24 protein-coding genes are annotated in these 25,069 nt (G+C 69.0%); 19 read left to right on the top strand and 5 right to left on the bottom strand.

Going from position 1 to position 25,069, the window contains the following annotated elements; genetic code table 11:
• The first annotated feature begins 78 nt into the window (after positions 1–78).
• Entirely contained in the window at positions 79–2,409 is a 2,331-nt protein-coding gene (locus AB4Y67_RS07430; protein WP_441405139.1) for a glycoside hydrolase family 65 protein, read from the top strand.
• A 122-nt stretch (positions 2,410–2,531) separates the two neighbouring features.
• Here AB4Y67_RS07430 and AB4Y67_RS07425 read toward each other — a convergent pair whose 3' ends face one another.
• A complete protein-coding gene (locus tag AB4Y67_RS07425; RefSeq protein WP_441405138.1) occupies positions 2,532–3,914 on the bottom strand; it encodes an MFS transporter in 1,383 nt (460 codons plus the stop codon).
• Between the two features lie 83 nt (positions 3,915–3,997).
• Between AB4Y67_RS07425 and AB4Y67_RS07420 the strand changes: the two genes are divergently transcribed.
• The 8 genes from AB4Y67_RS07420 to AB4Y67_RS07385 all read left to right on the top strand — a co-directional run bounded on the left by AB4Y67_RS07420 (position 3,998) and on the right by AB4Y67_RS07385 (position 14,552).
• Positions 3,998–4,597 carry a hypothetical protein gene (locus tag AB4Y67_RS07420; RefSeq protein ID WP_441405137.1) on the top strand — a complete coding sequence of 200 codons (600 nt, stop codon included), beginning with the start codon at positions 3,998–4,000 and terminating at the stop codon, positions 4,595–4,597.
• A 111-nt stretch (positions 4,598–4,708) separates the two neighbouring features.
• Positions 4,709–5,578, top strand: coding sequence for a hypothetical protein (locus AB4Y67_RS07415; protein ID WP_441405153.1), 870 nt, complete (start codon positions 4,709–4,711; stop codon positions 5,576–5,578).
• The gene (locus AB4Y67_RS07410; RefSeq protein ID WP_441405136.1) at positions 5,569–6,318 is read left to right on the top strand and encodes a LamB/YcsF family protein; all 750 of its coding nucleotides are present in this window, start codon (positions 5,569–5,571) and stop codon (positions 6,316–6,318) included. The genes AB4Y67_RS07415 and AB4Y67_RS07410 overlap by 10 nt, the downstream gene beginning before the upstream one ends.
• An 86-nt stretch (positions 6,319–6,404) precedes the next feature.
• Positions 6,405–10,115 (top strand): nitrate reductase subunit alpha, encoded by a 3,711-nt coding sequence (locus tag AB4Y67_RS07405; RefSeq protein WP_441405135.1) that lies wholly within the window; start codon positions 6,405–6,407, stop codon positions 10,113–10,115.
• Entirely contained in the window at positions 10,115–11,818 is a 1,704-nt protein-coding gene (gene narH / locus AB4Y67_RS07400; RefSeq protein WP_441405134.1) for a nitrate reductase subunit beta, read from the top strand. Before AB4Y67_RS07405 ends, narH begins: the two co-directional genes overlap by 1 nt.
• Positions 11,815–12,435 (top strand): nitrate reductase molybdenum cofactor assembly chaperone, encoded by a 621-nt coding sequence (gene narJ, locus AB4Y67_RS07395; protein ID WP_441405133.1) that lies wholly within the window; start codon positions 11,815–11,817, stop codon positions 12,433–12,435. The genes narH and narJ overlap by 4 nt, the downstream gene beginning before the upstream one ends.
• A gap of 2 nt (positions 12,436–12,437) precedes the next feature.
• A complete protein-coding gene (narI, locus tag AB4Y67_RS07390; protein ID WP_441405132.1) occupies positions 12,438–13,271 on the top strand; it encodes a respiratory nitrate reductase subunit gamma in 834 nt (277 codons plus the stop codon).
• A gap of 63 nt (positions 13,272–13,334) precedes the next feature.
• Entirely contained in the window at positions 13,335–14,552 is a 1,218-nt protein-coding gene (locus AB4Y67_RS07385; RefSeq protein ID WP_441405131.1) for an MFS transporter, read from the top strand.
• A gap of 16 nt (positions 14,553–14,568) precedes the next feature.
• On the opposite strand, the gene AB4Y67_RS07380 is transcribed toward AB4Y67_RS07385, so the two are convergent.
• Positions 14,569–15,906 (bottom strand): DUF445 domain-containing protein, encoded by a 1,338-nt coding sequence (locus AB4Y67_RS07380; RefSeq protein ID WP_441405130.1) that lies wholly within the window; start codon positions 15,904–15,906, stop codon positions 14,569–14,571.
• Between the two features lie 50 nt (positions 15,907–15,956).
• Here AB4Y67_RS07380 and AB4Y67_RS07375 point away from each other — a divergent pair, with 50 nt between their 5' ends.
• Positions 15,957–16,853 (top strand): glycerophosphodiester phosphodiesterase, encoded by an 897-nt coding sequence (locus tag AB4Y67_RS07375; RefSeq protein WP_441405129.1) that lies wholly within the window; start codon positions 15,957–15,959, stop codon positions 16,851–16,853.
• A 116-nt stretch (positions 16,854–16,969) separates the two neighbouring features.
• Positions 16,970–17,422 carry a hypothetical protein gene (locus AB4Y67_RS07370; protein ID WP_441405128.1) on the top strand — a complete coding sequence of 151 codons (453 nt, stop codon included), beginning with the start codon at positions 16,970–16,972 and terminating at the stop codon, positions 17,420–17,422.
• A 37-nt stretch (positions 17,423–17,459) separates the two neighbouring features.
• On the opposite strand, the gene AB4Y67_RS07365 is transcribed toward AB4Y67_RS07370, so the two are convergent.
• Entirely contained in the window at positions 17,460–19,052 is a 1,593-nt protein-coding gene (locus AB4Y67_RS07365; protein ID WP_441405127.1) for an ABC transporter permease, read from the bottom strand.
• Complete coding sequence (locus tag AB4Y67_RS07360) at positions 19,045–20,004, bottom strand: ATP-binding cassette domain-containing protein (protein ID WP_441405126.1); 960 nt, start codon at positions 20,002–20,004, stop codon at positions 19,045–19,047. The genes AB4Y67_RS07365 and AB4Y67_RS07360 overlap by 8 nt, the downstream gene beginning before the upstream one ends.
• Positions 20,005–20,114: 110 nt before the next feature.
• Here AB4Y67_RS07360 and AB4Y67_RS07355 point away from each other — a divergent pair, with 110 nt between their 5' ends.
• From AB4Y67_RS07355 to AB4Y67_RS07330, 6 genes are all read left to right on the top strand, one after another.
• Positions 20,115–20,573: a DoxX family protein gene (locus AB4Y67_RS07355; RefSeq protein ID WP_441405125.1), complete on the top strand. Its 459-nt coding sequence runs from the start codon at positions 20,115–20,117 to the stop codon at positions 20,571–20,573.
• On the top strand, positions 20,570–21,310 hold the full coding sequence (locus AB4Y67_RS07350) for an AzlC family ABC transporter permease (RefSeq protein WP_441405124.1): 741 nt from the start codon (positions 20,570–20,572) through the stop codon (positions 21,308–21,310). The genes AB4Y67_RS07355 and AB4Y67_RS07350 overlap by 4 nt, the downstream gene beginning before the upstream one ends.
• Complete coding sequence (locus AB4Y67_RS07345) at positions 21,307–21,618, top strand: AzlD domain-containing protein (protein ID WP_441405123.1); 312 nt, start codon at positions 21,307–21,309, stop codon at positions 21,616–21,618. The genes AB4Y67_RS07350 and AB4Y67_RS07345 overlap by 4 nt, the downstream gene beginning before the upstream one ends.
• 60 nt (positions 21,619–21,678) lie before the next feature.
• The gene (locus AB4Y67_RS07340; RefSeq protein ID WP_441405122.1) at positions 21,679–21,870 is read left to right on the top strand and encodes a hypothetical protein; all 192 of its coding nucleotides are present in this window, start codon (positions 21,679–21,681) and stop codon (positions 21,868–21,870) included.
• Positions 21,870–22,595 carry a GAF and ANTAR domain-containing protein gene (locus AB4Y67_RS07335; protein WP_441405121.1) on the top strand — a complete coding sequence of 242 codons (726 nt, stop codon included), beginning with the start codon at positions 21,870–21,872 and terminating at the stop codon, positions 22,593–22,595. Before AB4Y67_RS07340 ends, AB4Y67_RS07335 begins: the two co-directional genes overlap by 1 nt.
• 78 nt (positions 22,596–22,673) lie before the next feature.
• Positions 22,674–23,021 carry a hypothetical protein gene (locus AB4Y67_RS07330; protein ID WP_441405120.1) on the top strand — a complete coding sequence of 116 codons (348 nt, stop codon included), beginning with the start codon at positions 22,674–22,676 and terminating at the stop codon, positions 23,019–23,021.
• A gap of 52 nt (positions 23,022–23,073) precedes the next feature.
• On the opposite strand, the gene AB4Y67_RS07325 is transcribed toward AB4Y67_RS07330, so the two are convergent.
• Complete coding sequence (locus tag AB4Y67_RS07325; protein ID WP_441405119.1) at positions 23,074–23,706, bottom strand: TetR/AcrR family transcriptional regulator; 633 nt, start codon at positions 23,704–23,706, stop codon at positions 23,074–23,076.
• 100 nt (positions 23,707–23,806) lie between these two features.
• On the opposite strand from AB4Y67_RS07325, the gene AB4Y67_RS07320 reads away from it, so the two are divergent.
• A complete protein-coding gene (locus tag AB4Y67_RS07320; RefSeq protein ID WP_441405118.1) occupies positions 23,807–24,166 on the top strand; it encodes a thiamine-binding protein in 360 nt (119 codons plus the stop codon).
• A 114-nt stretch (positions 24,167–24,280) separates the two neighbouring features.
• Positions 24,281–24,958 carry an O-methyltransferase gene (locus AB4Y67_RS07315; protein ID WP_441405117.1) on the top strand — a complete coding sequence of 226 codons (678 nt, stop codon included), beginning with the start codon at positions 24,281–24,283 and terminating at the stop codon, positions 24,956–24,958.
• Positions 24,959–25,069: the final 111 nt, after the last annotated feature.

Here is a 25,069-nt window from a genome sequence, read left to right as displayed (position 1 = left end):
CGGCAGGGCCCGCAGACACGTTCACGGCAGCAACGTTCACCGCGCAGTACCTTTCACCGCCCTAAGGAAATCCCCACCATGGCACTCATCACCTCGGACCGCGCACGGTTCCCCAACGACCCCTGGCAGCTCGTTGAAACCGTCCACCTGTCCGGCAACGCCGGCACGCTGGAGACTCTCTTCAGCCTGGGCAACGGCCACCTCGGCATCCGCGGCGCCCACTGGGCAGCCGCCGACGCCGACCTGCCGGGCAGCTTCATCAACGGTTTCCACGAAACCTGGGACATCAAGCACGCGGAGAACGCCTACGGCTTCGCGCGCACCGGCCAGCGGATCCTCTACATCCCGGACGCCAACAACTTCACGGTGATCATCGACGGCGAAACCCTGAGCCTGGACGAATCCACCGTGCTCGACTACCGGCGGAGTGTCGACTTCGCCACCGGCGTCTACGAATGCCGCATCACCTGGCAGTGCCGCTCCGGTGCCACCGTGACCACCACCGAACGCCGCGCCGTCGGCTACGAGTCCCGCGGTGCGCTCGGCATCTCGCTGGAACTCGCCGCGGACCGGGACGTCTCCGCCGACGTGACCTCCTCGGTGATCAACCGCCAGGACCAGCCGGTCGAGGACCACTCGGCCCACGACCCGCGCCGCGCCGGCCGCCACGCCGGGCGGGTGCTGCTGCCGGTGCGGCTCGACGGCGGCGACGGCTCGCTTCGCCTGTCCTGGGAGACCGCCGAATCCAAGCAGCGCATCGGCCTGGCCGTGGACCACTGGACGAACGCCGGCGTGCAGCCCTTCGACACCCAGGTGCACGAGGACGACAGCAGCGTCCGCTACGTCCTGGCCGTCGGCGCGGACGAGCCGTTCGTCCTGGAGAAGAGCGTCAGCTACGCCGTCGGGCAGGCCTCCGCGGACCTGGCCGACGACGCCGAAGCCGGCCTCAAGCCGCTCGCGGACATCTTCGCCGAAAGCGCAGCGCATTACCGCGGCTACTGGGCCACGAGCGACATCGTCCTCGCCGGCCAGACAGAACTCCAGCAGGCCGTCCGCTGGAACCTCTTCCAGCTGGCCCAGGCCACGGCCTGCGCCAACGTCGCCGGCATCCCGGCCAAGGGCGTGTCCGGCTCGGGCTACGACGGGCACTACTTCTGGGACCAGGAGGTGTACCTGATGCCGTACCTGACGTACACGAGCCCGGGCAGCGCCCGCCAGGTCCTCGAGTTCCGCCACGAGATGCTGCCCGACGCCAAGATCCGCGCCAAGGAGCTGAGCGTGGACGGCGCCCTGTTCCCTTGGCGCACCATCAACGGGCTGGAGGCCAGCGCCTACTACGCCGCCGGCACCGCCCAGTTCCACATCGCCGCCGCGATCGCCTTCGCAACCAACCGCTACATCTGGGCCAGCGGCGACACGGCGTTCCAGGAAACCCTCGGCTCCGAACTGCTGATCGAGACCGCCCGGATGTGGGCCTCGCTGGGCTTCTTCGGCAAGGACGGGCTCTTCCACATCCACGGCGTCACTGGCCCGGACGAGTACACCGCCGTCGTCAATGACAACCTGTACACCAACGTGATGGCCCGGTTTAACCTGCGCGCCGCCGCCGAGCTGGACCACCCGGAGATCGACGACGCCGAACGCGAGTTCTGGGTGCAGGCCGCCAACCGGATGCAGCTGCCCTACGACGGGGACCTCCAGGTGCACTCGCAGGACAACGACTTTATGACCCTGGAGCCCTGGGACTGGAGCACGCCGCGGTCCAAGTACCCGCTGCTGCTGCACTTCCACCCGCTGGTGATCTACCGGCACCAGGTCCTCAAGCAGGCAGACAGTGTGCTGGCCATGTTCCTGCAGTGGCAGGACTTCACCGCCGAGGAGAAGCGCCGCGCCTTTGACTTCTACGACCCCATCACCACCGGCGACTCCACCCTGTCCGCCTGCGTGCAGGGCATCATGGCGGCCGAAGTCGGCTACGGCCGGGCAGCGCTGGACCACTTCACCCACGCCTTGTTCATCGACCTTGACGACACGCACGGCAACACGATCGACGGCGTCCACATCGCCTCCACCGGCGGGGTCTGGAGCTCTCTGGTCAGCGGCTTCGCGGGCCTGCGGGACCAGGGCGCGGTGCCGTACTTCGACCCGCGGCTGCCCGCCGAATGGGACGGGCTGTCCTTCCACCTGAAGATCCAGGGCCGGCTGCTGCAGCTCGAGCTGGAACAGGGTGCCATCACCCTGACCGTCCGCGACGGCGCACCGCTCGAGATCGATGTGCGCGGCGAACTGCTGACGGTCGACGGCGACCCGGTCCGGGTTCCGCTGGCCCCGGTCGCGGCGCCCGAGCCCACGATCTTCCCGAGCGGACTCCCGACGTCGTCAATCCCGATCGTGCGCGCGGCGGTCTGACTCACCGCCAAAGCAACGCGGGGTCAGCTACGGCCCGTCACCCCCGCCGGCATGGGCGCCAGGTGACCCCGAGTTGCTTCGGAGCGGGCAGATCAGGGCGGCCGGGCGGCGTCGGGCCGCCCTCAACCGCCCGCGCGGCGGTCGACCGACCGTTCCGCGGAACCGGTTCCGGCGCCTGTGCTTTCTGATCTCTTAGTGCTCCCGTCCCCATCGAGGCTCTCGCGGCCGTCGTCCAGAGGGTGGGCGTGTTCATCGGCACGCATCCGGGCGGCGATCATCGCGACGACGGCCATGACCGGGCACACGGTCCCGGCGGCCAGGAAGATCAGGCCGACCGGAACGACCTCGGCGGCGGGGCCGGCGAGGGCCATGGAGACCGGCATGAGGGCCAGTGACACGAAGAAGTCCAGGCTTGAAACACGGCCCAGCAGGTGCGGGGGCACACGGCGCTGCAGCAGAGTGCCCCAGATGACCATGCCTATTCCGCCGGTGGCGCCGAAGATGAACAGGGCTGCCGCCAGCGCCCAGAAGCTGTCCATGATGCCGACGGCGGCGAGCGGCAGGGTGCCGGCGCCCCAGCTCACCATCATCACGGTGAGGTAGCGGCGCGGAAGCGGGAACGAGGCCGTGGCCAGCGACGCCGCGGCGCCGCCGACGCCCATGACCGCGAGCAGGAAGCCGAACATGCGTGAGTCGCCGCCGAGCTGGTCGCGGACCACGAACGGCAGGAGCACCTCGATGGGGCCGATCAGGAACAGCACCGAGATGCAGGCCCACAGCAGGGTCCACAGCAGCCAGGGCGTGCGGACTGTGTAGCTGACACCCTCGCGGAGGTCGTGGAGCACGGACGTCCTGGCGCGCGGGACCGCATCGGCGCCGGCCTCCGCAGCCTGCGCGCCATCCGCGTGCGGCAGGGGCTGGCGCCGGAGCAGGTTGAGAACGCAGAACGCCAGCAAGTGGCAGGCCGCCACCCCCGTCACGGCGTGCGCGGGAGACAGGGCGGCAACCAGGATGCCGGCGACGGCGGGTCCGGCGGCCTGTTGCAGGATGGGCCGCATGGTCCCTTCCATGCCGTTGGCGGCCAGCAGGTCCTCCGCCGGCAGGATCCGGGGGAGGATGGCGGAGTAGGCCGGGAAGAAGAACGCGGCCCCGACGCCCAGCACAAACGCGCCGAGCGCCAGGTGCCAGAGCTGCAGCCAGCCCAGCATGGCTAGCCCGCTGATGCCGGCGATGACGGCGAGGTTGATGCCCTCCACCGCGATGATCAGGGGCCGCTGGGCGAACCGGTCCGCGGCGATGCCGCCCGCCAGCAGGAACGCGACGAGGCCCACGCTGCCCGCCGCCGCCACGAGGGAGAGCTCCAGCGGGCCCCCGCCCAGATGGATCACCTCGTAGACCATCGCCACCGCCCACATCCCGGAGCCGAAAATGGAGATGGCCAAAGCCGCAATCAGCACACGGTATTCCCGGTGCACGAACGGCCGGAAGGCCCGCAGTGAACGCATGGATTCAGTCTAAACGCGGCACCCCGCCCGCGGACCGGCGGGGCGCTTCCGCCGGGGCGGCCGCCCCCGGATAGGCTCCTGTCATGAACACATCGGCCGCATCCGTCACCGCGACTTCGCGGCGAAGCCTGGCCTTCATCGGCACCAACGCGGGACTCGCCCTCCACCCCGTGAATTCCCGCGGAATGCTGTTGCCGGGCGAACCGGCGAGCTGCTTCGCGTCCTTCTGGATGGCCGACTGGTCACGCTGGGGCGCCGGCCATGCCCTGCTGGTCGCCACCCTCCAGGGATGGCGGAGCTACGGCTCCAACGAGTCCCTTGCCGCCTCCCTGGCCGCCGAACTGACGCGCCACTTCCCGGAAGCCGCCCGGTTCCCGCTTGGCGGCATCAGCCACACCCACGACGAGTTCGACGTCGAGCTCGACGCCGGGCACGGCCTCCGCGCGACCGGACGGAAAGCCTCGCTGGAGATCGGCGGTGTCCTGGACCGCCGGCAGTTCGCCGCCCCCAACTTCCAGCTCGGCGACTCCAGCGCCGCGCTCAGCAACGTGTACCTGCCGTGCAGCGCGGGCCGGCTCGTGGAATTCGGGGTCGAATGGCCCGGCGCCGCCACCGTGTACCCGGGGCCGGTAGGCCCGGCGTCGTCCGCCTTCGTGGCGGTGGCTGAATCGTGGGCTCTCTAGCTGGCTAGCCCGACGGCGGCTGAGGCGCTGAGGCGCGGACGGAAGGGCCGGTGGCCTAGTGTTAACACCGGACGAAAACTCAGCACCCTTACGGTTCACGGAGAGGCGATGATGGCCAAGCGCAGCAACCCGGCAGTAAAGATTGCCCAGAAGTCAGCACACAACGCGATGTTCGACGCCGACGGCAAGCCCAAGCCGGGCATCCACAACGTGCTCCTGCGGGCCGTTGAAGTCCAGCGCCCGCTGGTGCTGGCGAACCTCCGCCGGCTCCAGCGCAGGCACCCGCACGCCTCCGCGGCGCAGCTCGCCGCGACGCTGGAACGCGACTACCTCCTGGCCGTCACCGGCGGCGGCGCGCTGGTGGGCGGCGCCGCCGTCATTCCCGGCGTCGGGACCGCCGCCGCACTGGGCCTCTCCGCCGCCGCGACCGTCGGTTTCCTCGAAGCCACCGCGCTCTTCTCCACCTCCCTCGCCGAGCTCCACGGCGTGCGGCTGGTGGACCCCGAGAAGGCCAGCACCCTGGTCATGGCGATCATGCTGGGCGAGGAGGGCACCGCGCTGCTGAGCTCCCTGAGCGGGCAGGCCGCGGGGCAGGGCAAGGGCCCCACCCAGGCCTGGGGCTCCCTGTTCGCCCGCCGGGTTCCGCTGGCCGGCTTCGGCACGGTACGGGAACGCATCCAGACGATGTTCCTCCGCACGCTCCTGAAACAGCAGGGCACGGCCTGGCTGGGCCGCGCGCTGCCGTTCGGGATCGGAGCCGTCGTGGGCGGTGTGGGCAACCGGGTGATGGGCCGCGCCGTCGTCGCGAACGCCAAGGAAGCGTTCGGCCCGATGCCGCTAGTCATTCCCGGCGAGCTGGGCGGCCCGCCGCAGGCCGGCGGCCCGGAATCGAGGCTGGGCAGGGACACGCTGGACCAGGAAAAGAAGGACAATGACACAAAGAACAACCCGGCCCAGGAAGGCGGCACGTTTTGGATCTGAACGCTGATCTGGGGGAGTCCTTCGGGACCTGGAACATGGGCGACGACGCCGCGATGCTCCCGCTGGTCACCAGCGCCAGCGTGGCCTGCGGGCTGCACGCCGGGGACCCCGTGACCATGCTGGACACCTGCCGGGCAGCCTACGAGCTGGACGTCCGGGTGGGCGCCCACCTCGGCTACCCGGACTTGGCCGGCTTCGGCCTCAGGGCCATGGACATCACCTTCGATGACCTCTTCGGCGCGGTGCTGTACCAGCTCGGCGCTCTGGACGGGGTGGCGCACGCCGTCGGCGCCTCGGTGGACTACGTCAAGCTGCACGGCGCGCTCTACGACCGGACCATGCGCGACGCCGAGCAGGCCTCCGCCGTCGTCGCCGCCATCCAGGCCTACGATCCGGGACTTCCCATCCTGGGCCTGGAGGGTTCAGCCCTGCTTGGGATCGCTCGGGACGCGGGCAACCCGGTGTTCCATGAAGCCTTCGCCGACCGTGCCTACCTGCCTGACGGCACGCTGGTGCCGCGCCTGGAGCAGGAATCCGTGATTGAAGACCCTGAGGAGATCGTCGAACGGGCGCTTCGCCTGGCCCTCAAGGGCGAAGTCCTGGCGGTCGATGGCACAGTCATCACGCTCACGCCGCATTCCCTGTGCCTGCACGGCGACACCCCGGGCTCGGTGGCAGTGGCCGCCGCAGTCCGCGCCGCGCTGGAGAAGGCAGGCGTCGAACTGGAGTCCTTCGCCTAGAGGCGGCCCAGCGGCTCCCGCCGTCCAGCCCCGCCCAGTGTCGTAAGGCCCTATCCGGGGCAGGACGTGCACCCTAGCTTGAAGGCATGACTGCCGGAGGCGCCGCGGGGCTGGACGGACCCGCCTCGGATGCAATGTTGAAGCTGGGCCGATTCTTCACGAAATGGGACCAGACCGAGGACGGCAGGGCGGTGTTCCGGGAGGGCGGCCGCAAGGGCGACATCTTCTACCGGGACCGCTGGAGCCACGACAAGGTGGTCCGCTCCACGCACGGGGTGAACTGCACCGGCTCCTGCTCCTGGAAGGTGTACGTCAAGGACGGCATCATCACCTGGGAATCCCAGCAGACCGACTACCCCTCGGTGGGACCGGACAGCCCGGAATACGAGCCGAGGGGCTGCCCGCGCGGGGCGGCCTTCTCCTGGTACACCTACTCGCCCACCCGGGTCCGGTTCCCCTACGCCCGCGGCGTCCTCGTGGAGATGTACCGCGAGGCCAAGGCCCGGCTGGGGGACCCGGTGCTGGCCTTCGCCGACGTCGTCGGGGACCCGGAGCGGCGCCGCCGCTACCAGCAGGCCCGCGGAAAGGGCGGCCTGGTCCGCGTCTCCTGGCAGGAAGCGATCGAGATCGCCGCCGCCGCGCACGTGAACACGATCAAGGACTACGGGCCGGACCGCTGCGCCGGGTTCTCGCCCATCCCCGCGATGTCCATGGTGTCGCACGCCGTCGGGACCCGTTTCATCCAGCTGATCGGCGGGGTGATGACGTCCTTCTACGACTGGTACGCGGACCTCCCGGTGGCCAGCCCTCAGGTCTTCGGCGACCAGACCGACGTCCCGGAGTCGGGTGACTGGTGGGACGCCCGCTACCTCATGATGTGGGGCTCCAACGTCCCCGTCACCCGCACCCCCGACGCGCACTGGATGGCCGAGGTGCGGTACCGCGGCACCAAAGTGGTCACCGTTAGCCCGGACTATGCGGACAACACCAAGTTCGCCGACGAATGGCTCCCCGCGCAGGCCGGAACCGACGCCGCGCTGGCCATGGCGATGGGGCACGTCATGCTCAAGGAATTCTTCGTCGACCGCGACGTGCCGTTCTTCGCCGACTACGTCCGCCAGTACACCGACCTGCCGTTCCTGGTCCGGCTGGAACGGCGCGACGACGGCACCCTCACCCCGGCCAAGTTCCTCACCGCCAAGGACCTCCCGGCCGAGGCCGGGGCCGAGGACGCGGCCTTCCGCACCGTCCTTTTCGACAAAGCCACGGGCCGTCCGGCCGTTCCCAACGGGTCAATGGGATTCCGCTATTCCGGCAGCGGCGAGGGCAAATGGAACCTCGACCTTGAGGGAATCGATCCCGCCCTGTCGCTGCGCGAGGTCTCCGGGGAAAGTGCCGAGATCCTGCTGCCCTGCTTCGAGGACGCGGGCGGGGACGGCAGCGTGCTCCGGCGCGGCGTGCCGGTCCTGGAAGTGGAAGGCCAGCTGGTCACCACCGTGTTCGACCTCATGCTGGCCCAGTACGGCGTCGGCCGCGACGGGCTCCCGGGGGACTGGGCCGCCGGCTACGACGACGCCAAGACGCCCTACACCCCGGCCTGGCAGGAGGAGATCACCTCCGTCCCGGCGCAGGCCTGCATCCGGGTGGCCCGCGAATTCGCCCGCAACGCCGAGCAGTCCAAGGGCCGGTCCATGATCATCATGGGCGCCGGGATCTGCCAATGGTTCCACGGCGACACCACGTACCGGGCGGTGCTGGCGCTGGTGATGCTGACCGGCTGCATGGGCCGCAACGGCGGCGGCTGGGCGCACTACGTGGGCCAGGAAAAGACGCGGCCGGTCACCGGCTGGGTGTCGCTGGCGAACGCGCTGGACTGGTCCCGGCCGCCGCGGACCATGATCGGCACCGGCTACTGGTACATGCACACCGACCAGTGGCGGCAGGACGGCTACTCCGCCGACGCGCTGAAATCCCCGCTCTCCACCGGGGCGCTGGACGGCATGCACACCGCCGACGCGCTGGCCCAGTCCGCCCGGCTCGGCTGGATGCCGTTCTACCCGCAGTTCGACCGCAACCCGCTGGACCTCGCGGACGAGGCGGAGGCCGCCGTCGCCGCCGGCACCGCGCAGGACACCCCCGGCTACATCGCTGACGCGCTGAAGAACCGCACCCTGAACCCGGCCATCGAGGACGTGGACGCCCCGGAAAACTGGCCGCGGACCCTGGTGCTGTGGCGCTCCAACCTGTTCGGCTCCTCGGCCAAAGGCAACGAGTACTTCCTGCGGAACCTCCTGGGCACCCACAACAACGTCCTGGGCCCGGACCACGCCGAGGGGCTCAAACCCAAGGACGTGAAATGGCATGAGCAGGCGCCGGAAGGAAAACTGGACCTGCTGGTCTCCGCGGACTTCCGGATGACCTCCACCACCCTGCTGTCCGACGTCGTGTTCCCGGCCGCCACCTGGTACGAGAAGCACGACCTGTCCTCCACCGACATGCATCCCTTCGTGCACGCCTTCACTCCGGCGATCGACCCGCCGTGGGAGACCAAAACGGACTTCGACATGTTCCACCTGCTGGCCCAGGAGTTCTCCCGGATGGCCAAGACCCACCTGGGCGTGCGCCGGGACCTGGTCAGCGTGCCGCTGCAGCACGACACCCCCGGCCAGCTCGCCCAGCCCGGCGGGATCGTGCGGGACTGGCGGGACACGTCCATCCCCGCCGTCCCGGGGCAGAACATGCCCGTCTTTTCCGTGGTGGAGCGGGATTACACCGCCATCGCGGACAAGCTGGCCGCCGTCGGGCCGCTGGCCGACAAACTCGGCTTCACGGTCAAGAACGTCACGTACAAACTCGCAGGACCGTTGGACCGGCTCAGCCGCTCCAACGGGGTGATGCTCGGCGGCGCCGCGGACGGCCGGCCCGCAATCGACACCGACGCGAAAATGGCGGAGGCCATCCTTGCCTTCTCCGGCACCACCAACGGCGCCCTGTCACTCCAGGGCTTCAAGGACCTCGAGATCCGGACCGGGAGGAAACTGGCCGACCTCTCCGAAGGCTCCGAGGAAAAATTCATCACCTTCGCCCAGACCCAGGCCGCCCCGGTGCCGGTGATCACCTCACCGGAATGGTCCGGATCCGAGACCGGCGGCCGGCGCTACGCACCGTTCACCATCAACATCGAACGGCTCAAGCCCTTCCACACCCTGACCGGGCGGATGCACTTCTTCCTCGATCACGACTGGATCCGGGACATCGGCGAGGGGCTGCCGATCTACCGGCCGCCGCTGGACATGCACCGGCTGTTCGGCGAACCCAGACTCGGCCAGGACGGGGCCATGGAGGTGGTGGTCCGCTACCTGACGCCGCACTCCAAGTGGTCCATCCACTCCGAGTACCAGGACAATCTGCTCATGCTCTCGCTCTCCCGCGGCGGGCCCACGGTCTGGATGAGCCCCGCCGACGCCGAGTCCATCCAGGTCAAGGACAACGACTGGGTGGAATGCGTCAACATCAACGGTGTCCTGGTGGCCCGGGCGATCGTCAGCCACCGGATGCCGGCCGGCGTGGTCTACGTGCACCACGCGCAGGAACGCACCATCGACGTGCCGAAGTCCGAGGCCACCGGCCGGCGCGGCGGCATCCACAACTCCGTGACCCGGCTGCTGGTCAAGCCCTCGCACCTGATCGGCGGCTACGCCCAGCTGGCCTACGCATTCAACTACCTCGGCCCCACCGGAAATCAGCGCGACATGGTGGCCACCGTCCGGCGCCGTTCCCAGGAGGTGCAGTACTGATGCGTGTGATGGCTCAAATGGGCATGGTCATGAACCTGGACAAATGCATCGGTTGCCACACCTGTTCCGTGACCTGCAAGCAGGCCTGGACCAACCGTGCGGGCACCGAATACGTCTGGTTCAACAACGTCGAAACGCGGCCCGGGCAGGGGTACCCGCGCCGCTACGAGGACCAGGAGAAATGGCGGGGCGGCTGGGAGCTGAACAAGCGCGGCAAACTGGTGCTCAAGGCCGGCGGCCGGGTCAAGAAAATGTTCGGGATCTTCGCCAGCCCGGTCCAGCCCGAGCTCAAGGACTACTACGAGCCCTGGACCTACGACTACAAGACCCTCGTGGACGCCCCGCTGGGGGACGACTTCCCGGTAGCCCGGCCCAAGTCCCTGATCACCGGGGAGGACACCAAGGTCACCTGGTCCGCGAACTGGGACGACGACCTGGGCGGCTCCGCCGAGAACGGCCACCTGGACCCCATCGTGGAAAAGGTCCGGCGCGAATCCGAAGACAAGATCAAGTTCGCCTACGAGCAGACCTTCATGTTCTACCTCCCGCGGATCTGCGAGCACTGCCTGAACCCCTCCTGCATGGCCTCCTGCCCCTCGGGAGCGATCTACAAGCGCGTGGAGGACGGGATTGTCCTGGTGGACCAGGACAAATGCCGCGGCTGGCGCCAGTGCGTCACCGGCTGCCCGTACAAGAAGATCTACTTCAACCACAAGACCGGCAAAGCCGAGAAATGCACCTTCTGCTACCCGCGGGTGGAGGTGGGCCTGCCGACGGTCTGCTCGGAAACCTGCGTGGGGCGGCTGCGGTACCTGGGGCTGTTCCTTTACGACGCCGACGCCGTCACCGCGGCGGCCGCCGTCACCGATCCCCAGAAACTCTACGACGCCCAGATGGACGTGCTGCTGGACCCCAACGATCCCGCGGTGCAGGCCGACGCGCGGGCCCAGGGCATCCCCGAGGACTGGATCGACGCGGCCCGGCGCTCGCCGGTCTACGCCCTGGCCAAGGTCTACAAGGTGGCCCTGCCGCTGCACCCCGAGTACCGGACAATGCCAATGGTCTGGTACGTGCCGCCGCTGTCCCCGGTGGTGGACCTGCTGCGGGACCAGGGGCATGACGGCGAGGATCACGGCAACCTCTTCGGCGCCATCGACGCGCTGCGCATCCCGGTGGAATACCTCGCCGAACTCTTCACCGCCGGCGACGCGGAACGGGTCACCGCGGTGCTGAGGAAGCTCGCGGCCATGCGCTCCTACATGCGCGGCATCAGCCTCGGCAACGACCCCGACGACTCCATCCCCGAAGCCGTGGGCATGGACAGCCAGAGCATGTACGAGATGTACCGGCTGATGGCGATCGCGAAGTACGACGAGCGCTACGTCATTCCGAAGGCCCATGTCGAGCAGGCCCATGACCTAGAGGAGATGGGCTGCTCGCTGGATTTCGACGGCGGACCCGGAATGCAGGATTCCGCGCCGTTCGGCGAAGCGAGCGGCCGGCCCGTCCCGGTGGCTGTGGAGACCTTCAATGCCCTCCGCGACCGGCAGACTTCCGGCTCCGCGCCCGGCGACACCACCCTGCGCGGCCGGGTGAACCTGCTCAACTGGGACGGCACGGGGGCCCCCTCCGGGTTGTTCCCGGAGAAGGAGCCCGCTGCGGATCCCGCGGGCTCCGCTACCCAATCGGGGGAGCGGCCGTGACCCGGCGCCAGCAGGTCGTCTACCTCTCGGCGGCCTGGTGCCTGTCCTACCCGGATGAGGACCTCATCGGCCGGGTGCCGCTCATGCGCGCCGCGCTGGGCGAGTTCCCCGGCGCCGTCGCGGATTTCCAGGAGGTCCTGGATTCGCTGGAGTCCACGCCGCCCATGGAAATCCAGGCCCGGTACGTGCGCGAGTTCGACCTTGGAAAACGCCACGCCCTTCACCTGTCCTACTGGACGGACGGGGACACCCGGCGCCGCGGCGAGGTCCTGGGGAACTTCAAAAAAACGTACCGGCAGAGCGACATCCTGGTGGACACCCACGGCGAACTGCCCGACTACCTCCCGATGGTCCTCGAGTACGCCGCACTGGTGGACCTCGCGGCCGGCCGCGGGCTGCTGACCCGCTTCCGGGCGAGCCTGGAGATGCTCCGCTTCGGGCTGCTCCGGGACGAACTTCCGCACGCCCGGATCCTGCAGGCCGTTTGCGCCACGCTGCCGGGGAAATCCCCGGCCGACGAGCAGGCCGTCATGCGGATGGCAGGCTACGGACCGCCCACCGAAGCGGTGGGCCTGGACCCCTACGATCCGCGACTGCTGCCCGTGAAGGGGGCCTGACCATGCCGGCATCCGAAGCCGAACCCGGGGCCACCGCAGGGCTCACCGCACTGGACATCGTGCTCTGGGGCGTCCTGCCCTACGTCATGGTCGTTGTGCTGGTGGGCGGGCTGGTCTGGCGCTACAAATACGACCAGTTCGGCTGGACCACACGGTCCTCCCAGCTCTACGAATCCCGGCTGCTGCGGATCGCCTCACCGCTGTTCCACTTCGGCCTGCTCGCCGTGATCGCCGGCCACTTCTTCGGCCTCGTCATTCCGATGGCGTGGACCCAGGCCGTGGGGATGAGCCAGGAGTTCTACCACTTCAATGCCCTGGCCGTCGGCGGCGTCGCCGGGGTGGGGACCTTGGGCGGGATCCTCCTGCTGATCTACCGCCGCCGCACCACGGGCCCGGTCTTTATGGCCACCACGAAGAACGACAAGACCATGTACGTCGTGCTCACCGCGGCCATTGTGTTCGGCCTGTGGACCACCCTGGCCAGCGTCTTCGAGGGCGAGCACGGGCACAACTACCGTGAAACCGTGGCCCCGTGGTTCCGCTCACTGTTCATCTTCCAGCCGGACCTCGCGGCTATGGCCGCCGCGCCGTTCTCCTTCCACCTGCACACCCTGGTGGGCATGGCGCTCTTCGTGATCTGGCCCTTCACCCGCCTGGTCCATGCCTTCACCGCCCCGTTCCACTATCTGTTCCGCCCCTACATCGTCTACCGCTCGCGTGACCGGGACCGGGATGGCAGCAAAGCCGGCGCCGCAGCTGCGCGGAGTTCGACGGCCGCCGCCCGCCGCGGCTGGTCCGCCGTCGGAACCCGCGACCGCGACACCCGGAACCGCTGAGCCGCGCTGAAGCCGCCCTGTTGACCTGACGTCGAACTGAGAGGAAGACCAGTGGCCGGATCCGTGCCCGTTTCTTCGAACGCCCCCGCCGGGCGGACGCTCAACCTGGTGCTCGCCACCTCGGCGTCGGTCGCCGGCTTCTGGGCCTGGAACTCGGTGGCCACCCTCGGCGCCTTCTACACCGTGAACCTTCAGCTGACCCCGGCCACCACCGGCGTGCTGGTTGCCATGCCGGTGTTCGTCGGTTCGCTGGGCCGGATCGTCGTCGGCGCCCTGACGGACAAGTACGGCGGCCGGGCGATGTTCACCTTCGTGCTGCTGGCCTCCATCCTGCCGATCCTGCTCGTGGCGGTCGGCGGGCTGCTGAGCTCCTTTGCCCTGGTGCTGGGGGCCGCACTGCTGCTGGGCGTCGCCGGAACGGTCTTCGCCGTCGGGATCCCCTTTGTCAGCGCCTGGTACGAGCCTTCCCGGCGCGGCTTCGCCACCGGCGTCTTCGGCGCGGGCATGGGCGGCACGGCGCTGGCGGCGTTCCTGAACCCCCGGCTGGTCGCCGGGATCGGCTACCTCCCCACGCACCTGCTGATCGCGGCGGTCCTCGCGGTCATGGCGGCTCTGGTCTGGTTCGTGATGAAGGAAGCCCCGGGCTGGACCCGCAACAACCTCCCCGTCATGCCCAAGTTGCTGGACGCCGCGAAGACCCCGCTCACGTGGAAGATGTGCTTCCTCTACGCCGTAGTCTTCGGCGGCTTCGTCTCCTTCGCCACCTACCTGCCCACCTACCTCCGGGACGTCTACAGTTTCGACCCGAGCGGTGCCGGGGCGCGCACCGCCGGTTTCGCGCTGGCAGCCGTGCTGGCACGGCCGCTGGGCGGCGTGCTCGCGGACAAGTTCGGCCCCAAGCCGATCGTGATCACCTCGCTGACCGGCGTCGCGGTCCTTGCCTGGGTGGTGAACCTCCAGCCCGACGGCGAAGTTCCCGCCGGCCTCACGTTCGTCGCCATGGCCGCGGCCCTGGGCCTCGGGACGGGCGGCGTGTTCGCCTGGGTGGGGGTGCTCGCCCCGCCGGGCAAAGTCGGCAGCATCAGCGGCGTGGTCAGCGCTGCCGGGGGACTGGGCGGCTACTTCCCGCCGCTGATCATGGGAGCAACCTACCACGCCGCGACCCACAGCTACTCGATCGGGCTGACACTCCTGGTGGTCACGGCGCTGGCCGCGCTGGCCTTTACGATCTTTGCCGTGCCCGGCCGGGCAAAGACCGTGAAGGCCAGGGCGGCCGCCTAGCCAGGGCGCCGGGTTGTCAGCCGAAGGCCAGATGCGCCACCGTGAAGATCGCGAGCCCGGCGAGGGCTCCCACCACGGTGCCGTTGATCCGGATGAACTGCAGGTCCTTGCCGATCTGGAGCTCGATCTTCTGCGAGGTCTCCTCGGCATCCCAGCGGGCCACGGTATCGGTGATCACGCCGGCGATGTCCGAGCGGTACGTCCTCACGAGGTACCCGGCGGCGTCGCCGATCCACTTGTTCACCTTGCCGGCCAGCTCGGGGTCAACCACCAGGCGGGAGCCGAAGTCACGCACGGCGGCCTTGAACCGGACAGTGAGTTCGCTGTCCGGGTCGTCGACGGCGGAGAGCAGGGCGGCCTTGATGGTGCCCCAGGTGCGGGAGGCGAGTTCCCGGATCTCGGGATCGCCCAGGACCTGTGCCTTGATGCCCTCGGCGCGGGCGATCATCACCGGATCATGCTGCAGGTCCTGTGCGAGGTCCTTGAGGTACTTGTCGATCGACAGGCGGACCTGGTGCTGCGGGTCGGACTGCACGGCCCGGGTGAACTTCAGGATTTCCACGTAGACCTTGTCGCCCACGAGCCCGTCCACGAACGACGGCACCCAAGTCGGGGAACGGTCGGTGACCAGACGGTTGACCGTCTCCTGGTTGTCCCGCACCCAGTCCACCGTCCGGTCCACGAGGACGTCCACCAGTGCGTGGTGGTGCCCGTCCTCGAAGATCCGCTGGGCCACCCGGCCCACCGGGGGACCCCACGGCGGGGTGAGCAGGTGCTTGCGGACCATGCCCTCGATCACGGCCTGGACGTCGTCGTCGTTGAGGACCGTGAACGCGCCGCGGATGACGGCGGCGCCCTCCTTGGCGACCCGCTCGGCGCCGCCGGGACCGGAGAGCCACGCCCCGGCCTTGCGCGCGATGTCGACGGAGGCCAGCTTTTCGTGGACCACCTGCTCGGAGAGGAAATTCGTTTCCACGAATTCACCCAGCGAGGCGCCGATCTGGTCCTTGCGCTGCGGAATGATGGCGGTGTGCGGGATCTTGAGGCCCATCGGGTACTTGAACAGGGCCGTCACGGCGAACCAGTCGGCGAGGGCGCCCACCATGCCGCCCTCGGCCGCGGCCCGGACGTACTCGAGCCAGGGGTACTGCTTCTGCAAGGCGAAGGCGACCACAAAGATGATGGCCATCAGGATCAGCAGCGAGAGCGCCAGCAGCTTCATTTTCCGCAGCGCGGACGCCTTCTCGGCGTCCATGGCGGCCAGGGTCTGGCGGCGGGCGGTGCCGCCGGCCACGGCATCTCCGGTGCCGGCGGGGCCTTCCGGGCGGGTACTTGGCTCAGTGTTCACCTGCATGTGCCCAGCCTAGCCCCGCTTTGGCCGGGGCTGTCCGCTAACGTGTCAGCATGACGACTGACGAGTCCACCGCAGCCCGTCCGCTGGTCTACGCCCACCGCGGCGCGAGCGAAGCCTTCGCCGAGCACACCCGGGCCGCGTATCTGCAGGCAATCGCCGACGGCGCCGACGGCGTGGAGTGCGACATCCACCTCACCCGCGACCAGCATGCGGTCCTGCTGCACGATGCCAACCTTGACCGCACCTCGGACGGTACCGGCCCCGTGGCGGACCGGACCCTCCACGAGCTCCGGCAGCTGGACTTCTCCTCCTGGAAAGGCGCCAGGATTCCGGACGACTACGGCGCCAGATCCAACCAGTTCCTGACGCTCCCGGAATTGCTGGAGCTGCTGCGGAACGCGGGCCGGGAGATCGGCCTGGCGATTGAGTTCAAACACCCCAGCCCCTTCCAGCTCAAGCTGGAGGACCGGGTCCTGGACGTCCTCTTGTCCGCGGGCTGGGACCCGGCCACGTCCCGGCTGGACAACGTCAACGTGTCCTTCATGAGCTTCAGCCCGGATTCGGTCAAGCACCTGCTGAAGTCGGTCCCGGCGTCCGCCGTGTGCCAGCTCGTGGACGACATCAACGTCGAGGAAATCCGGGAGGAGCTCGGCCTGGGGGCGATCACCGGCGGGGCACTGGCGAACGTGATGAAGGCCGCGCAAACCGAGGCCGAGCGGATCCTCGACGACTGCGAAACCGGGCTCGCCGGGCCGGGCATCAACTACGTCCGCGAGCATTCCCGGACCATCCGGCGCTGGCTCGGCTCCGGCCGCCGTTTCCGCGTGTGGACCGTGGACTCGGAAAACGACGTCGCACTCTGCCAGGCGCTCGGGATCCACGAGATCACCACGAACCGGCCCGCGCAGGTCCTCGCCCAGCTGTCGGCCGGGGCCCGGAGCCTCTAAGCGGGCGGCGTCACGGCCGTCCGGAACCGTTCCTTCCAGTTTTTCCAAGGTATTCTCCGGGAGTATGCGACGTACTCGGACGACGTCCGGAGCGGCGACAAACTTTTGGGGGAGCTATGCATCGAACCGGTATAACCCTGATCTGCGCGCTGTTGGCGGGCCCGCTCCTGGTCTCGTGCAACCAGCCGCTGGATCCTCCCGCGGCCGCGGGTTCGTCTGGATCGCCGGAGACTGCACTGCATCTTGAGGCGCCCGTACCGTCGGCGGCTGACGTCGATCCCGCGGTGCAACAACGCGTGAAGAATATTTGCGTTGAACAACTCCAGGCGCAGGCCTCCGGTGCGGTCCCCGGGCCCAAACAGTTGCGCCCGCAAAAGATCAGGCTGGTCAACGTCGCCTTCCTGGGAGAGATCAAAGAGATCTCACTTCCGGGAAGCGCAACCGGTTATGAGCTGGGCATCGAATTCGCGTTCAAGATGGGCAACGACGATGCACGGTCTCTGCGGAAATACTGCAGGGCCAACTTGAGTGACTCCACCGTGGAGTGGCAGGGGATGACGAGCCCCTAGCTCCGGGCCCAGCCCCCGGCTCCGGGCCCGACTGCACCTAAGCCGCGAGATCGCGGCGCCGCCAGCCGGCGTAGCCCAGTGCCGCGAGAGCTGCCGCCGCGACGACGAGCGCCGCAAGCGCCGGCACACCCCCGGAGTCCACCGGCAGCAACGGGGAATGCCGGAACGGGGAGAGCTCCATGAGCCATTCGGGGGCTTTCCAGAGCACCCCGAATTCGCCCAGGGCGACCAGCGCCAGCAGCACGCCCCAGACCGCCCCGGCCAGCCGGGGTGCCCAGCCAAACACCGCCAGCGCCACACTGGTCACCACCCACGCGGCAGGGACCTGGGCCAGTGCGGCCACGGTGCTGCGGCCCACCAGCGCGGCATCGTCGACGGCGGCAGCAGCGCCGACGCCGATCGACACCCCCGCCAGCAGGAGCAGCACAGTGACCCCGGCCAGGGCAAAGCCGAAGTGGCTGCTCGCCCAGCGGATGCGGGTGGTGGCCGTGCCCAGCAGGGCTTCGGTGTGGCCCGCGGACTCCTCGCTGCGCAGGTGGTTCGCCGCGGACAAACCGAAGGCGGCCGCCAGCACCCCCATGATGCTGATCTCCGCGGCCAGGAAGGCGTCCGTCAGGGCCTCGCGGCCGCCCAGCAGTTTGATCAGATCCTGGGCGTTCGGTGAATTCAGCAGTTCCCCCACGTTGCTGACGAGGGAACCGATCACCACGCCGAACAGGAGGAATGCCACGGCCCAGGCCAGCAGCACGCGGTACTGCAGCCGCACCGCCAGGTCCCAGACGCCGGAGAGCGAACCGGCGGACGGCCCGGGACGCTCCGCCCGGAGGCCCGCGCCGAGGTCGCGCCTGGCGCGGAACGCAAAAGCCGCCGGGACAAGCACCAGGGACAGGGCAACGGGGAGCGCCAGCACCCACCAGCGGTCCCCGGCGAAGGCCCGGATCTGCTGGTTCCACCCGATGGGAGACAGCCAGGACAACACCGAGGGCCCCGGCTCGGCCAAGTCCCCGACCGCGCGCAGCGCATAGGTGACGGCGACGAATCCGATACTGAGCCCGGTGGCGGCCCTTGCGCTTGCGGTCAGCTGGGCAGCCAGCCCGGCCACGGAACTGAACGCCATCCCCGTCGCGGCCCAGCCCAGACCGAACGCGAGGGACCCTGCCGCCGGTAACCCGCCGGCAGCCAGCGCGGCCGCCGCAAGCATCCCGAGTGCCACGTTGGCGCCAAGGCAAATGGTGAGCGCGGACGCCAGCGGGGCGTCGCGGCCCAGCCTTCCGCCGCCGAGGAGCTCCAGGCGTCCGCTCTCCTCGTCGGCGCGGGTGTGCCGGATGGCGAGGATCACCATGAGGACGGCGAGGATGGCGGTCATGAATGCGGTGTATTTGATCAGCGAGAGGGCGCCGATGGACGTGGGATCGTAGATCCGTCCGAACAGGGCCACCATCGAGGCAGTCGCGTTCAACGCGGTGGCGGCTTCCACCCGGCTCGCCATGTCCGGGTACAGCTCGGCGCCGGCCAGCGCCGTCGAGTACGCGATCAGGGCAAAGCCGATGATCCATAACGGCAGCAGCCAGCGGTCCCGGCGCAGTCCGAGCCGGATCAGGACGCCCGTTCCGGCCAGGGTCTCAGGCATCGCCGGACCGCCGCGGGACTGAGGCGACGCCGGCCCCCGCGCCAGTGCCCTCGCCGGCATCGACGCTGTTCCCGGAGCCGTAGTGGCGCAGGAACAGGTCTTCCAGGGTCGGCGGCTTGCTGGTCAGGGCGTGCAGGCCGGCGGAGGTCAGTGCGTGCAGGAACGGTCCCAGACCGGCGGGCTCAACCTGGGCGCTGACCCGGTGGTTCGTCACCAGGACGTCGTGGACGCCGGGCAGGAGGTCCAGCCCTTGCGGCACCGCGGCGACGTCGGCCGTGACCGAGGTGCGGGTCAGGTGACGCAACTGCTCCAGCGGGCCGGTCTCCACGACCTTCCCGGCGCGGATAATGCTGACCCGGTCGGAGAGCGCCTCGGCCTCGCTGAGGATATGGCTGCTCAGCACCACGGTTCGCCCCTCGGCGCGCAGTTCGCGGACACAGCCGCGGAACGCGTCCTCCATCAGCGGGTCCAGCCCGCTGGTCGGTTCGTCCAGCAGGAACAGCTCGGCGTCGGTGGCCAGGGCGGCGACGAGGGCCACCTTCTGCCGGTTTCCCTTGGAGTACGTGCGGGCCTTCTTGCTGGGGTCCAGCTCAAACAGTTCCAGGAACCGTTCCCGCCGGGCGCGGTCCTGGCCACCCTGCAGGCGCCCCAGCAGGTCGATCACCTCGCCGCCTGTCAGGTTGGGCCACAGGGCCACGTCCCCGGGAACGTAGGCCAGCCTGCGGTGCAGCGTCGCCACATCGCGCCAGGGGTCCAGCCCCAGCACCCGGATCGAGCCGGCGTTGGAACGCAAGAGGCCCAGCAGGAGCCGCAAGGTGGTGGACTTGCCGGCACCGTTGGGGCCCAGGAAGCCGTGCACCTCGCCGGCGGCCACTTCGAAATCCAGTCCGTCCAGGGCCGTCACGGCCCCGAAACGCTTCACGACACCGGTCATTTCCACGACACTGCTCATAGTCAACAAGCTACGCCGGATTAACGGGCAGGGACCCCTGCGGAAAGTCCCGTTTTTGGCGCGAGCGGACGCGGTTCGCGGGGGGTCCCTGGCTGTGATTGAGTTGTTCCATGCCATCTCGCTGGTCCGGCCGGGACACCCAGACGCTTTCCGCCGTGGCGATGAGTGCCCTGCTGCTGGCCAGCGCCGGGAAGCACTTCGAGGACCCCGGTTTCTTCGGCCCCGTGGTGCCGGACTTCCTCTGCCGTGACGACTCCGCCGGGCAGGCCAACAGCCCGGCTGCGGTGTTGTCCCGGGAGGAATGGGTGGCGGTCAGCGGCCTGCTCGAGGCGGCCGCCGCCGTCGGGCTCCTGCTCCCGGTGACCCGGCGCGCCGCCGCCGGCTGCGTCACGGCGATGTTCACCCTCTTCCTGGCCGGACATATTGACGCGCTGCGCAGGGCCTGCGGCCCGGACGGGACGCCCCGGCAGCGCCGGATACACTCCCTGCGGCTGCCGCTGCAGGCTCCGCTCATTGCCTGGGCCTGGAGCCTGACGAAGCCTGCGCTGCGGAATCCGGTCCGAGCGTGAAACTCCTGCAGTCCCCGGCGGTGCGGGTCGGGCTGTCCATCAGCATCGCCACGGGGCTCTATGGGGTGTCCTTCGGTGCCCTGTCCGTCACCTCCGGACTCGACTTCTGGCAGACCATGGCCCTGAGCCTGCTGCTGTTCAGCGGCGGCTCTCAGTTCGCCTTCATCGGGGTGGTGGCCGGGGGCGGCTCCGGCGTCGCGGCGATGGGGGCGGCCACTCTGCTGGGGATGCGCAACGGAATCTACGGCATGCAGATCAACGCCCTGCTGCAGCCGCGCGGCTGGCAGCGGTTCGCCGCCGCCCACGTCACCATTGACGAATCCACCGCCACAAGCACCGGACAGACGGACCCGCTCGAGCAGAAGCGCGGCTTCTGGACTGCCGGCCTGGGCATCTTCGTCCTCTGGAACCTGTTCACCGCCGTGGGCGCGCTGGCCGGAGCGGCCCTCGGGGACCCCAAACAGTGGGGCCTCGACGGCGCCGCCGTGGCCGCGTTCCTGGGCCTGCTTTGGCCCCGGCTCAAGGGCCGCGAGCCGGTGGCGATCGCCGTCGTCTGCGCGCTGGCCACCGTCCTGGCCGTACCGTTCGTGCCCGCGGGGGTGCCCATCCTGGTCGCGGCCGTGGTCGCTGCAGCAATCGGCTGGTTCAGCCATGGCCGCAGTGACGAGGGCCTGGAACCGGACGTCGACCCCTACGCCGAACACCCGCACCCGCGTCCATCGGGGGAAACGGCATGACCTTATGGATGTGGCTGCTGCTGTCCTGCGTGCTGGCGTATGCCTGGAAACTCCTGGGCTATCTGGTCCCGGCCAGTGTGCTCCGCGACCCCCGGATGTCGAGGATCGCCGGGACCATGACCATTGGCCTGCTCGCGTCCCTGACGATCGTGAACACGGTGGCCTCGGGCCAGGCGCTGGCGCTGGATGCGCGTCTGGGGGCGCTGGCCGCTGCCGGCATCGCCCTCTTGTTCCGGGCGCCGTTCCTCGTGGTCGTGATCGCCGGAGCCGGCGCGGCCGCAGGACTCCGGCTGCTGGGCTGGAGCTAGCCGGTCCACAACGGTCTTTAGTCCCTACTTGCAGCCGGGGCCCCGTGAAAGCATTCGAACATGAGCGACAACGACGACCCGGAGGCTGCTGAGCCCGGCAAAGACCAGCATCCCAAGCCGCACGAGCCGTTCGTTCCGCCCGGAGCCGAGTCCACCAGGGAACTGCGCGATGTGTCACGCCGGCGCCGGGAGGCCGAGGAAAAGCTGCAGCACCACCTGCAGGAGGCCAAAGAGAAGCCGGCGGAGGATTAATGCCTAAAACGCGGCTCGCGGAGCGTCTGCAGGATCTGTTGCTCGAAAATGACGTGCTGGAGGATTTTCTCCGCCAACTCTCCGTGCTCGCCGCCGGGTTCGCCGCGGCCGAAACCGGACGGACGGTGCTGTGCTCGGTGCGGGTGGTCCGGCTTCGCCGGCCGCTGGTCCTGGCCGCCAGCAACCCCGAGGCCATGATGCTGGACGGATTGCAGGACGGCATCGCGGAGGGCCCGGGGCTGGAGACCCGGAAGACCCGGCAGTCCGTGCTGGTGCCGGACACAACGATGGATCCGAGATGGAGGCGCTACCAGCGGGCAGCTGCCCAGCGCGGGTACCGCAGCGTTCTTGCCATGCCCCTGCTGGAGGACCGGGATGCGGCGGCCACCCTGACCTACTTTTCGACGTCACCCGAGGCGTTTGATGACGGCGCTGTGGCAGCTTGTGAGGCGCTCGCCGTCCGCGCCTCCAAGGTGGTCCGGCTGGCTCTCCGGTTCGAGTCCGCCCAGGGTGTGAACCGTGACCTGCTGCAGGCCATGCGGTCGCGGACGGTGATCAACGTGGCTACCGGCATCCTGATGGCCCAGAGCCGGTGCTCGCAGTCGGAAGCCTTCGAGCTGCTGGCCAAGGTCTCCAACACCCGGAACGTCAAGCTCCGGGTTGTGGCCGAGGAAATCCTCCGGAGGTTCGACGGCGCCTCGGCCGGGACGGCCTTCAGCGCCTGAGCTCCTTACGCCCGATCGTCAGAATATTTCCGGGGTCGGATGCGTTCCACAGGTTACCGACTGGAAGAAGGACGCCCAATGCCTGCCCCCAAACATGCTGCACTCGCTGATGCCCGTGACCGTGCCCTTGAGGTACGCGCGCTCTATGAGATTCTCGAGCAGCGCCTGAACGGAAAGGTCTGGTCGGACCACGAGCTCATGATCGGGTTCTCGAACGACGTCGGGTACATCGGCCGGCTCCTGCTGGCCCGCGAAGGAACCTGGGACATTGACGGTGACCCCACCGCGGAGTTGGAGCACAAGCTGTCGGAATCGCTCTGGTGGATTTTCGTTCTTGCCGATCGTCTGGACATCGACATGACCGACGCCTTCAACAAGACGATGGACAAGATCCGCGGGGGCCTCGACAGCGCCGTGAAAGGCTAAGTTCCACTCTGCCGATCTTCAGGCGCCGCCACGGCTACCCCTGACGCGGGTCCTAGCCGAGGACAAAGTCGAACGCGGTGCCCGGCAGCGGCGCCTGCGGCGGAAGCGGCCGGTCCGGGCGTTCCGTGCGGATGGCGTCCTCGACGAGGGCGACGGGGCGGCGCCAGGCGTCCGAACCCGCCTCCATGGTGTCCACGACGCCGATCAGCATGGCCAGCAGGCGGATCAGGTCCGTCATCGAAATGTCGCTGCGCAGGGTGCCCTGGCCCTGTCCGCGGCCCAGGAGCACGGCCACGGATTCGATCAGGTCGCCCGTGATGCCGGTGAGCAGTCCGCGCCGGCCTGCGACGGCTCCCAGCAGGTTGGCTTCCTCGCTGGCCACGCCCATCAGCGCGTCGATGACCCGGAAGAGACCGTCGGCGGCATCCGGCCCTGCGAGGGCCTCCTCGATGACGGGGTCGACCAGCAGTCCGAGCTGCCGGTGGAGTGCCGCGAGGACCAGATCTTCCTTGTCGGCGAAGTTCCTGAACAGCGTGGCAGGACCTACACCGGCGGTCGCGGCGATGGTCTGCAGCGGGACCTCCGGGCCGTGCTCGCGGAAGCACTGGCGGGCGGCGGTGATGATCTTGTCCACGTTCCGCGCGGCATCGGCGCGAAGAGGCCTGCGGTCTGCTACCCGGTTCATTTGCTTAGGTTAGCAACGCGGGGCCGGGCCCGGGAGATTACTCCCGGGTAGTGACTAATGTGACGGTTTCCGCGGCCGGAGCACGTGACAGACTGGTGCCATGTTGCTTGCATTTTCTGTCGCACCCTCCGGCCGTCCGGCGCATTCGGGCGTTGACTCACCCGCCGGCTCCGCTGCCGGTTCCGCTGCCGTTCCGGCGGACGAGGCTTCGGTCCACGATGCCGTCGCCGAAGCGGTGAGGATCGTCCGGGAATCCGGCCTGCCGAACCGCACCGACTCGATGTTCACCACGATCGAGGGGGAGTGGGATGAGGTGTTCGACGTCGTCAAGCGCGCCACCGAGGCCGTGGGCCGCTACGGCAGCAGGGTCTCGCTCGTCATCAAGGCGGACATTCGGCCCGGCTACACGGGCGAACTCACCGGCAAGCTGGACCGGCTGGAACAGGCCCTCGGGGACTAGCCGCGCAGTGCCCCATGCCGGCCGCCGCCCAGGATTCCGGGCGGCCCGGCGCCCAGAATTCTGGCCCGTCCGGCGCCCTATCGCGGGGACCGGCCAGCTGGAAGACTGAGGGGCATGTTCGAGCATCAGCCCACCGCCCGCTGGATCGCCGTCGAGGACTTCCTCTCCGAGGCCGTGGTCCGGCCTGACGACTCCCTGAAGCGTGCTGTAACCACCGCCCTCGAGGCGGGCATGCCTCCCATCGAAGTCGCCCCGAATGCCGGCAAACTGCTGAAGCTTCTTGTACAGCTCTCCGGCGCCCACCGCGTGCTGGAGATCGGGACGCTCGCCGGATTCAGCACCCTCTGGATGGCGCAGGGACTGCCCGACGGCGGCCGGCTGCTCACGTGCGAATACCTCCCCAAGCATGCCGACGTGGCCCGCGCCAACGTGGACTCCGCCGGGCTGGGCCACCTCGTGGAGATCCGGGTCGGGGCCGCGCTGGACACGCTGCAGGCGCTCGCCGACGAGGGGGCCGAGCCGTTCGATTTCGTGTTCATCGATGCGGACAAGGAAAACAACCCGCACTACCTGGACTGGGCCGTCCGCCTTGGCCGGCCCGGCACCGCCATCGTCATGGACAACGTGGTCTGGGAGGGCGCCGTGCTGGAGCCCTCCCTGGACCCGGTCAACGCCCCGGGCATCATCAGCGCCTTGAAAATGCTGGGCGAGGACCCGCGGCTGGACGGCACCGTCATCCAGACCGTGGGCTCCAAAGGCTGGGACGGCTTCGCCCTGGCGAGGGTGCTGTAGCCGCGGGAGCGTCCCGCCGGCCCGGGGTCTGGGGTCGGAAATGCCCAAGTGCTAAGTGTGCTTATATTTAAGGTGCGGGCTGTAGTTACTGAGCGGTAGCCCGGCTGGCTG

Source organism: Arthrobacter sp. YAF17 (assembly GCF_052113365.1).
In the GTDB taxonomy this organism is placed as follows: Bacteria; Actinomycetota; Actinomycetes; order Actinomycetales; family Micrococcaceae; genus Arthrobacter.
Note: the sequence above shows the minus strand (reverse complement) of the source record. Positions and strands in the feature narration are given on the sequence as shown.

Excerpts from the sequence above, each read along its gene's own strand:
- AB4Y67_RS07430 (WP_441405139.1), top strand. The coding sequence starts at position 79 with ATGGCACTCATCACCTCGGACCGCGCACGGTTCCCCAACGACCCCTGG.
- AB4Y67_RS07425 (WP_441405138.1), bottom strand. The coding sequence starts at position 3,914 with ATGCGTTCACTGCGGGCCTTCCGGCCGTTCGTGCACCGGGAATACCGT.
- AB4Y67_RS07420 (WP_441405137.1), top strand. The coding sequence starts at position 3,998 with ATGAACACATCGGCCGCATCCGTCACCGCGACTTCGCGGCGAAGCCTG.
- AB4Y67_RS07415 (WP_441405153.1), top strand. The coding sequence starts at position 4,709 with ATGGCCAAGCGCAGCAACCCGGCAGTAAAGATTGCCCAGAAGTCAGCA.
- AB4Y67_RS07405 (WP_441405135.1), top strand. The coding sequence starts at position 6,405 with ATGACTGCCGGAGGCGCCGCGGGGCTGGACGGACCCGCCTCGGATGCA.
- narH (WP_441405134.1), top strand. The coding sequence starts at position 10,115 with ATGCGTGTGATGGCTCAAATGGGCATGGTCATGAACCTGGACAAATGC.
- narI (WP_441405132.1), top strand. The coding sequence starts at position 12,438 with ATGCCGGCATCCGAAGCCGAACCCGGGGCCACCGCAGGGCTCACCGCA.
- AB4Y67_RS07380 (WP_441405130.1), bottom strand. The coding sequence starts at position 15,906 with ATGCAGGTGAACACTGAGCCAAGTACCCGCCCGGAAGGCCCCGCCGGC.
- AB4Y67_RS07375 (WP_441405129.1), top strand. The coding sequence starts at position 15,957 with ATGACGACTGACGAGTCCACCGCAGCCCGTCCGCTGGTCTACGCCCAC.
- AB4Y67_RS07370 (WP_441405128.1), top strand. The coding sequence starts at position 16,970 with ATGCATCGAACCGGTATAACCCTGATCTGCGCGCTGTTGGCGGGCCCG.
- AB4Y67_RS07365 (WP_441405127.1), bottom strand. The coding sequence starts at position 19,052 with ATGCCTGAGACCCTGGCCGGAACGGGCGTCCTGATCCGGCTCGGACTG.
- AB4Y67_RS07360 (WP_441405126.1), bottom strand. The coding sequence starts at position 20,004 with ATGAGCAGTGTCGTGGAAATGACCGGTGTCGTGAAGCGTTTCGGGGCC.
- AB4Y67_RS07355 (WP_441405125.1), top strand. The coding sequence starts at position 20,115 with ATGCCATCTCGCTGGTCCGGCCGGGACACCCAGACGCTTTCCGCCGTG.
- AB4Y67_RS07345 (WP_441405123.1), top strand. The coding sequence starts at position 21,307 with ATGACCTTATGGATGTGGCTGCTGCTGTCCTGCGTGCTGGCGTATGCC.
- AB4Y67_RS07340 (WP_441405122.1), top strand. The coding sequence starts at position 21,679 with ATGAGCGACAACGACGACCCGGAGGCTGCTGAGCCCGGCAAAGACCAG.
- AB4Y67_RS07335 (WP_441405121.1), top strand. The coding sequence starts at position 21,870 with ATGCCTAAAACGCGGCTCGCGGAGCGTCTGCAGGATCTGTTGCTCGAA.
- AB4Y67_RS07330 (WP_441405120.1), top strand. The coding sequence starts at position 22,674 with ATGCCTGCCCCCAAACATGCTGCACTCGCTGATGCCCGTGACCGTGCC.
- AB4Y67_RS07325 (WP_441405119.1), bottom strand. The coding sequence starts at position 23,706 with ATGAACCGGGTAGCAGACCGCAGGCCTCTTCGCGCCGATGCCGCGCGG.
- AB4Y67_RS07320 (WP_441405118.1), top strand. The coding sequence starts at position 23,807 with ATGTTGCTTGCATTTTCTGTCGCACCCTCCGGCCGTCCGGCGCATTCG.
- AB4Y67_RS07315 (WP_441405117.1), top strand. The coding sequence starts at position 24,281 with ATGTTCGAGCATCAGCCCACCGCCCGCTGGATCGCCGTCGAGGACTTC.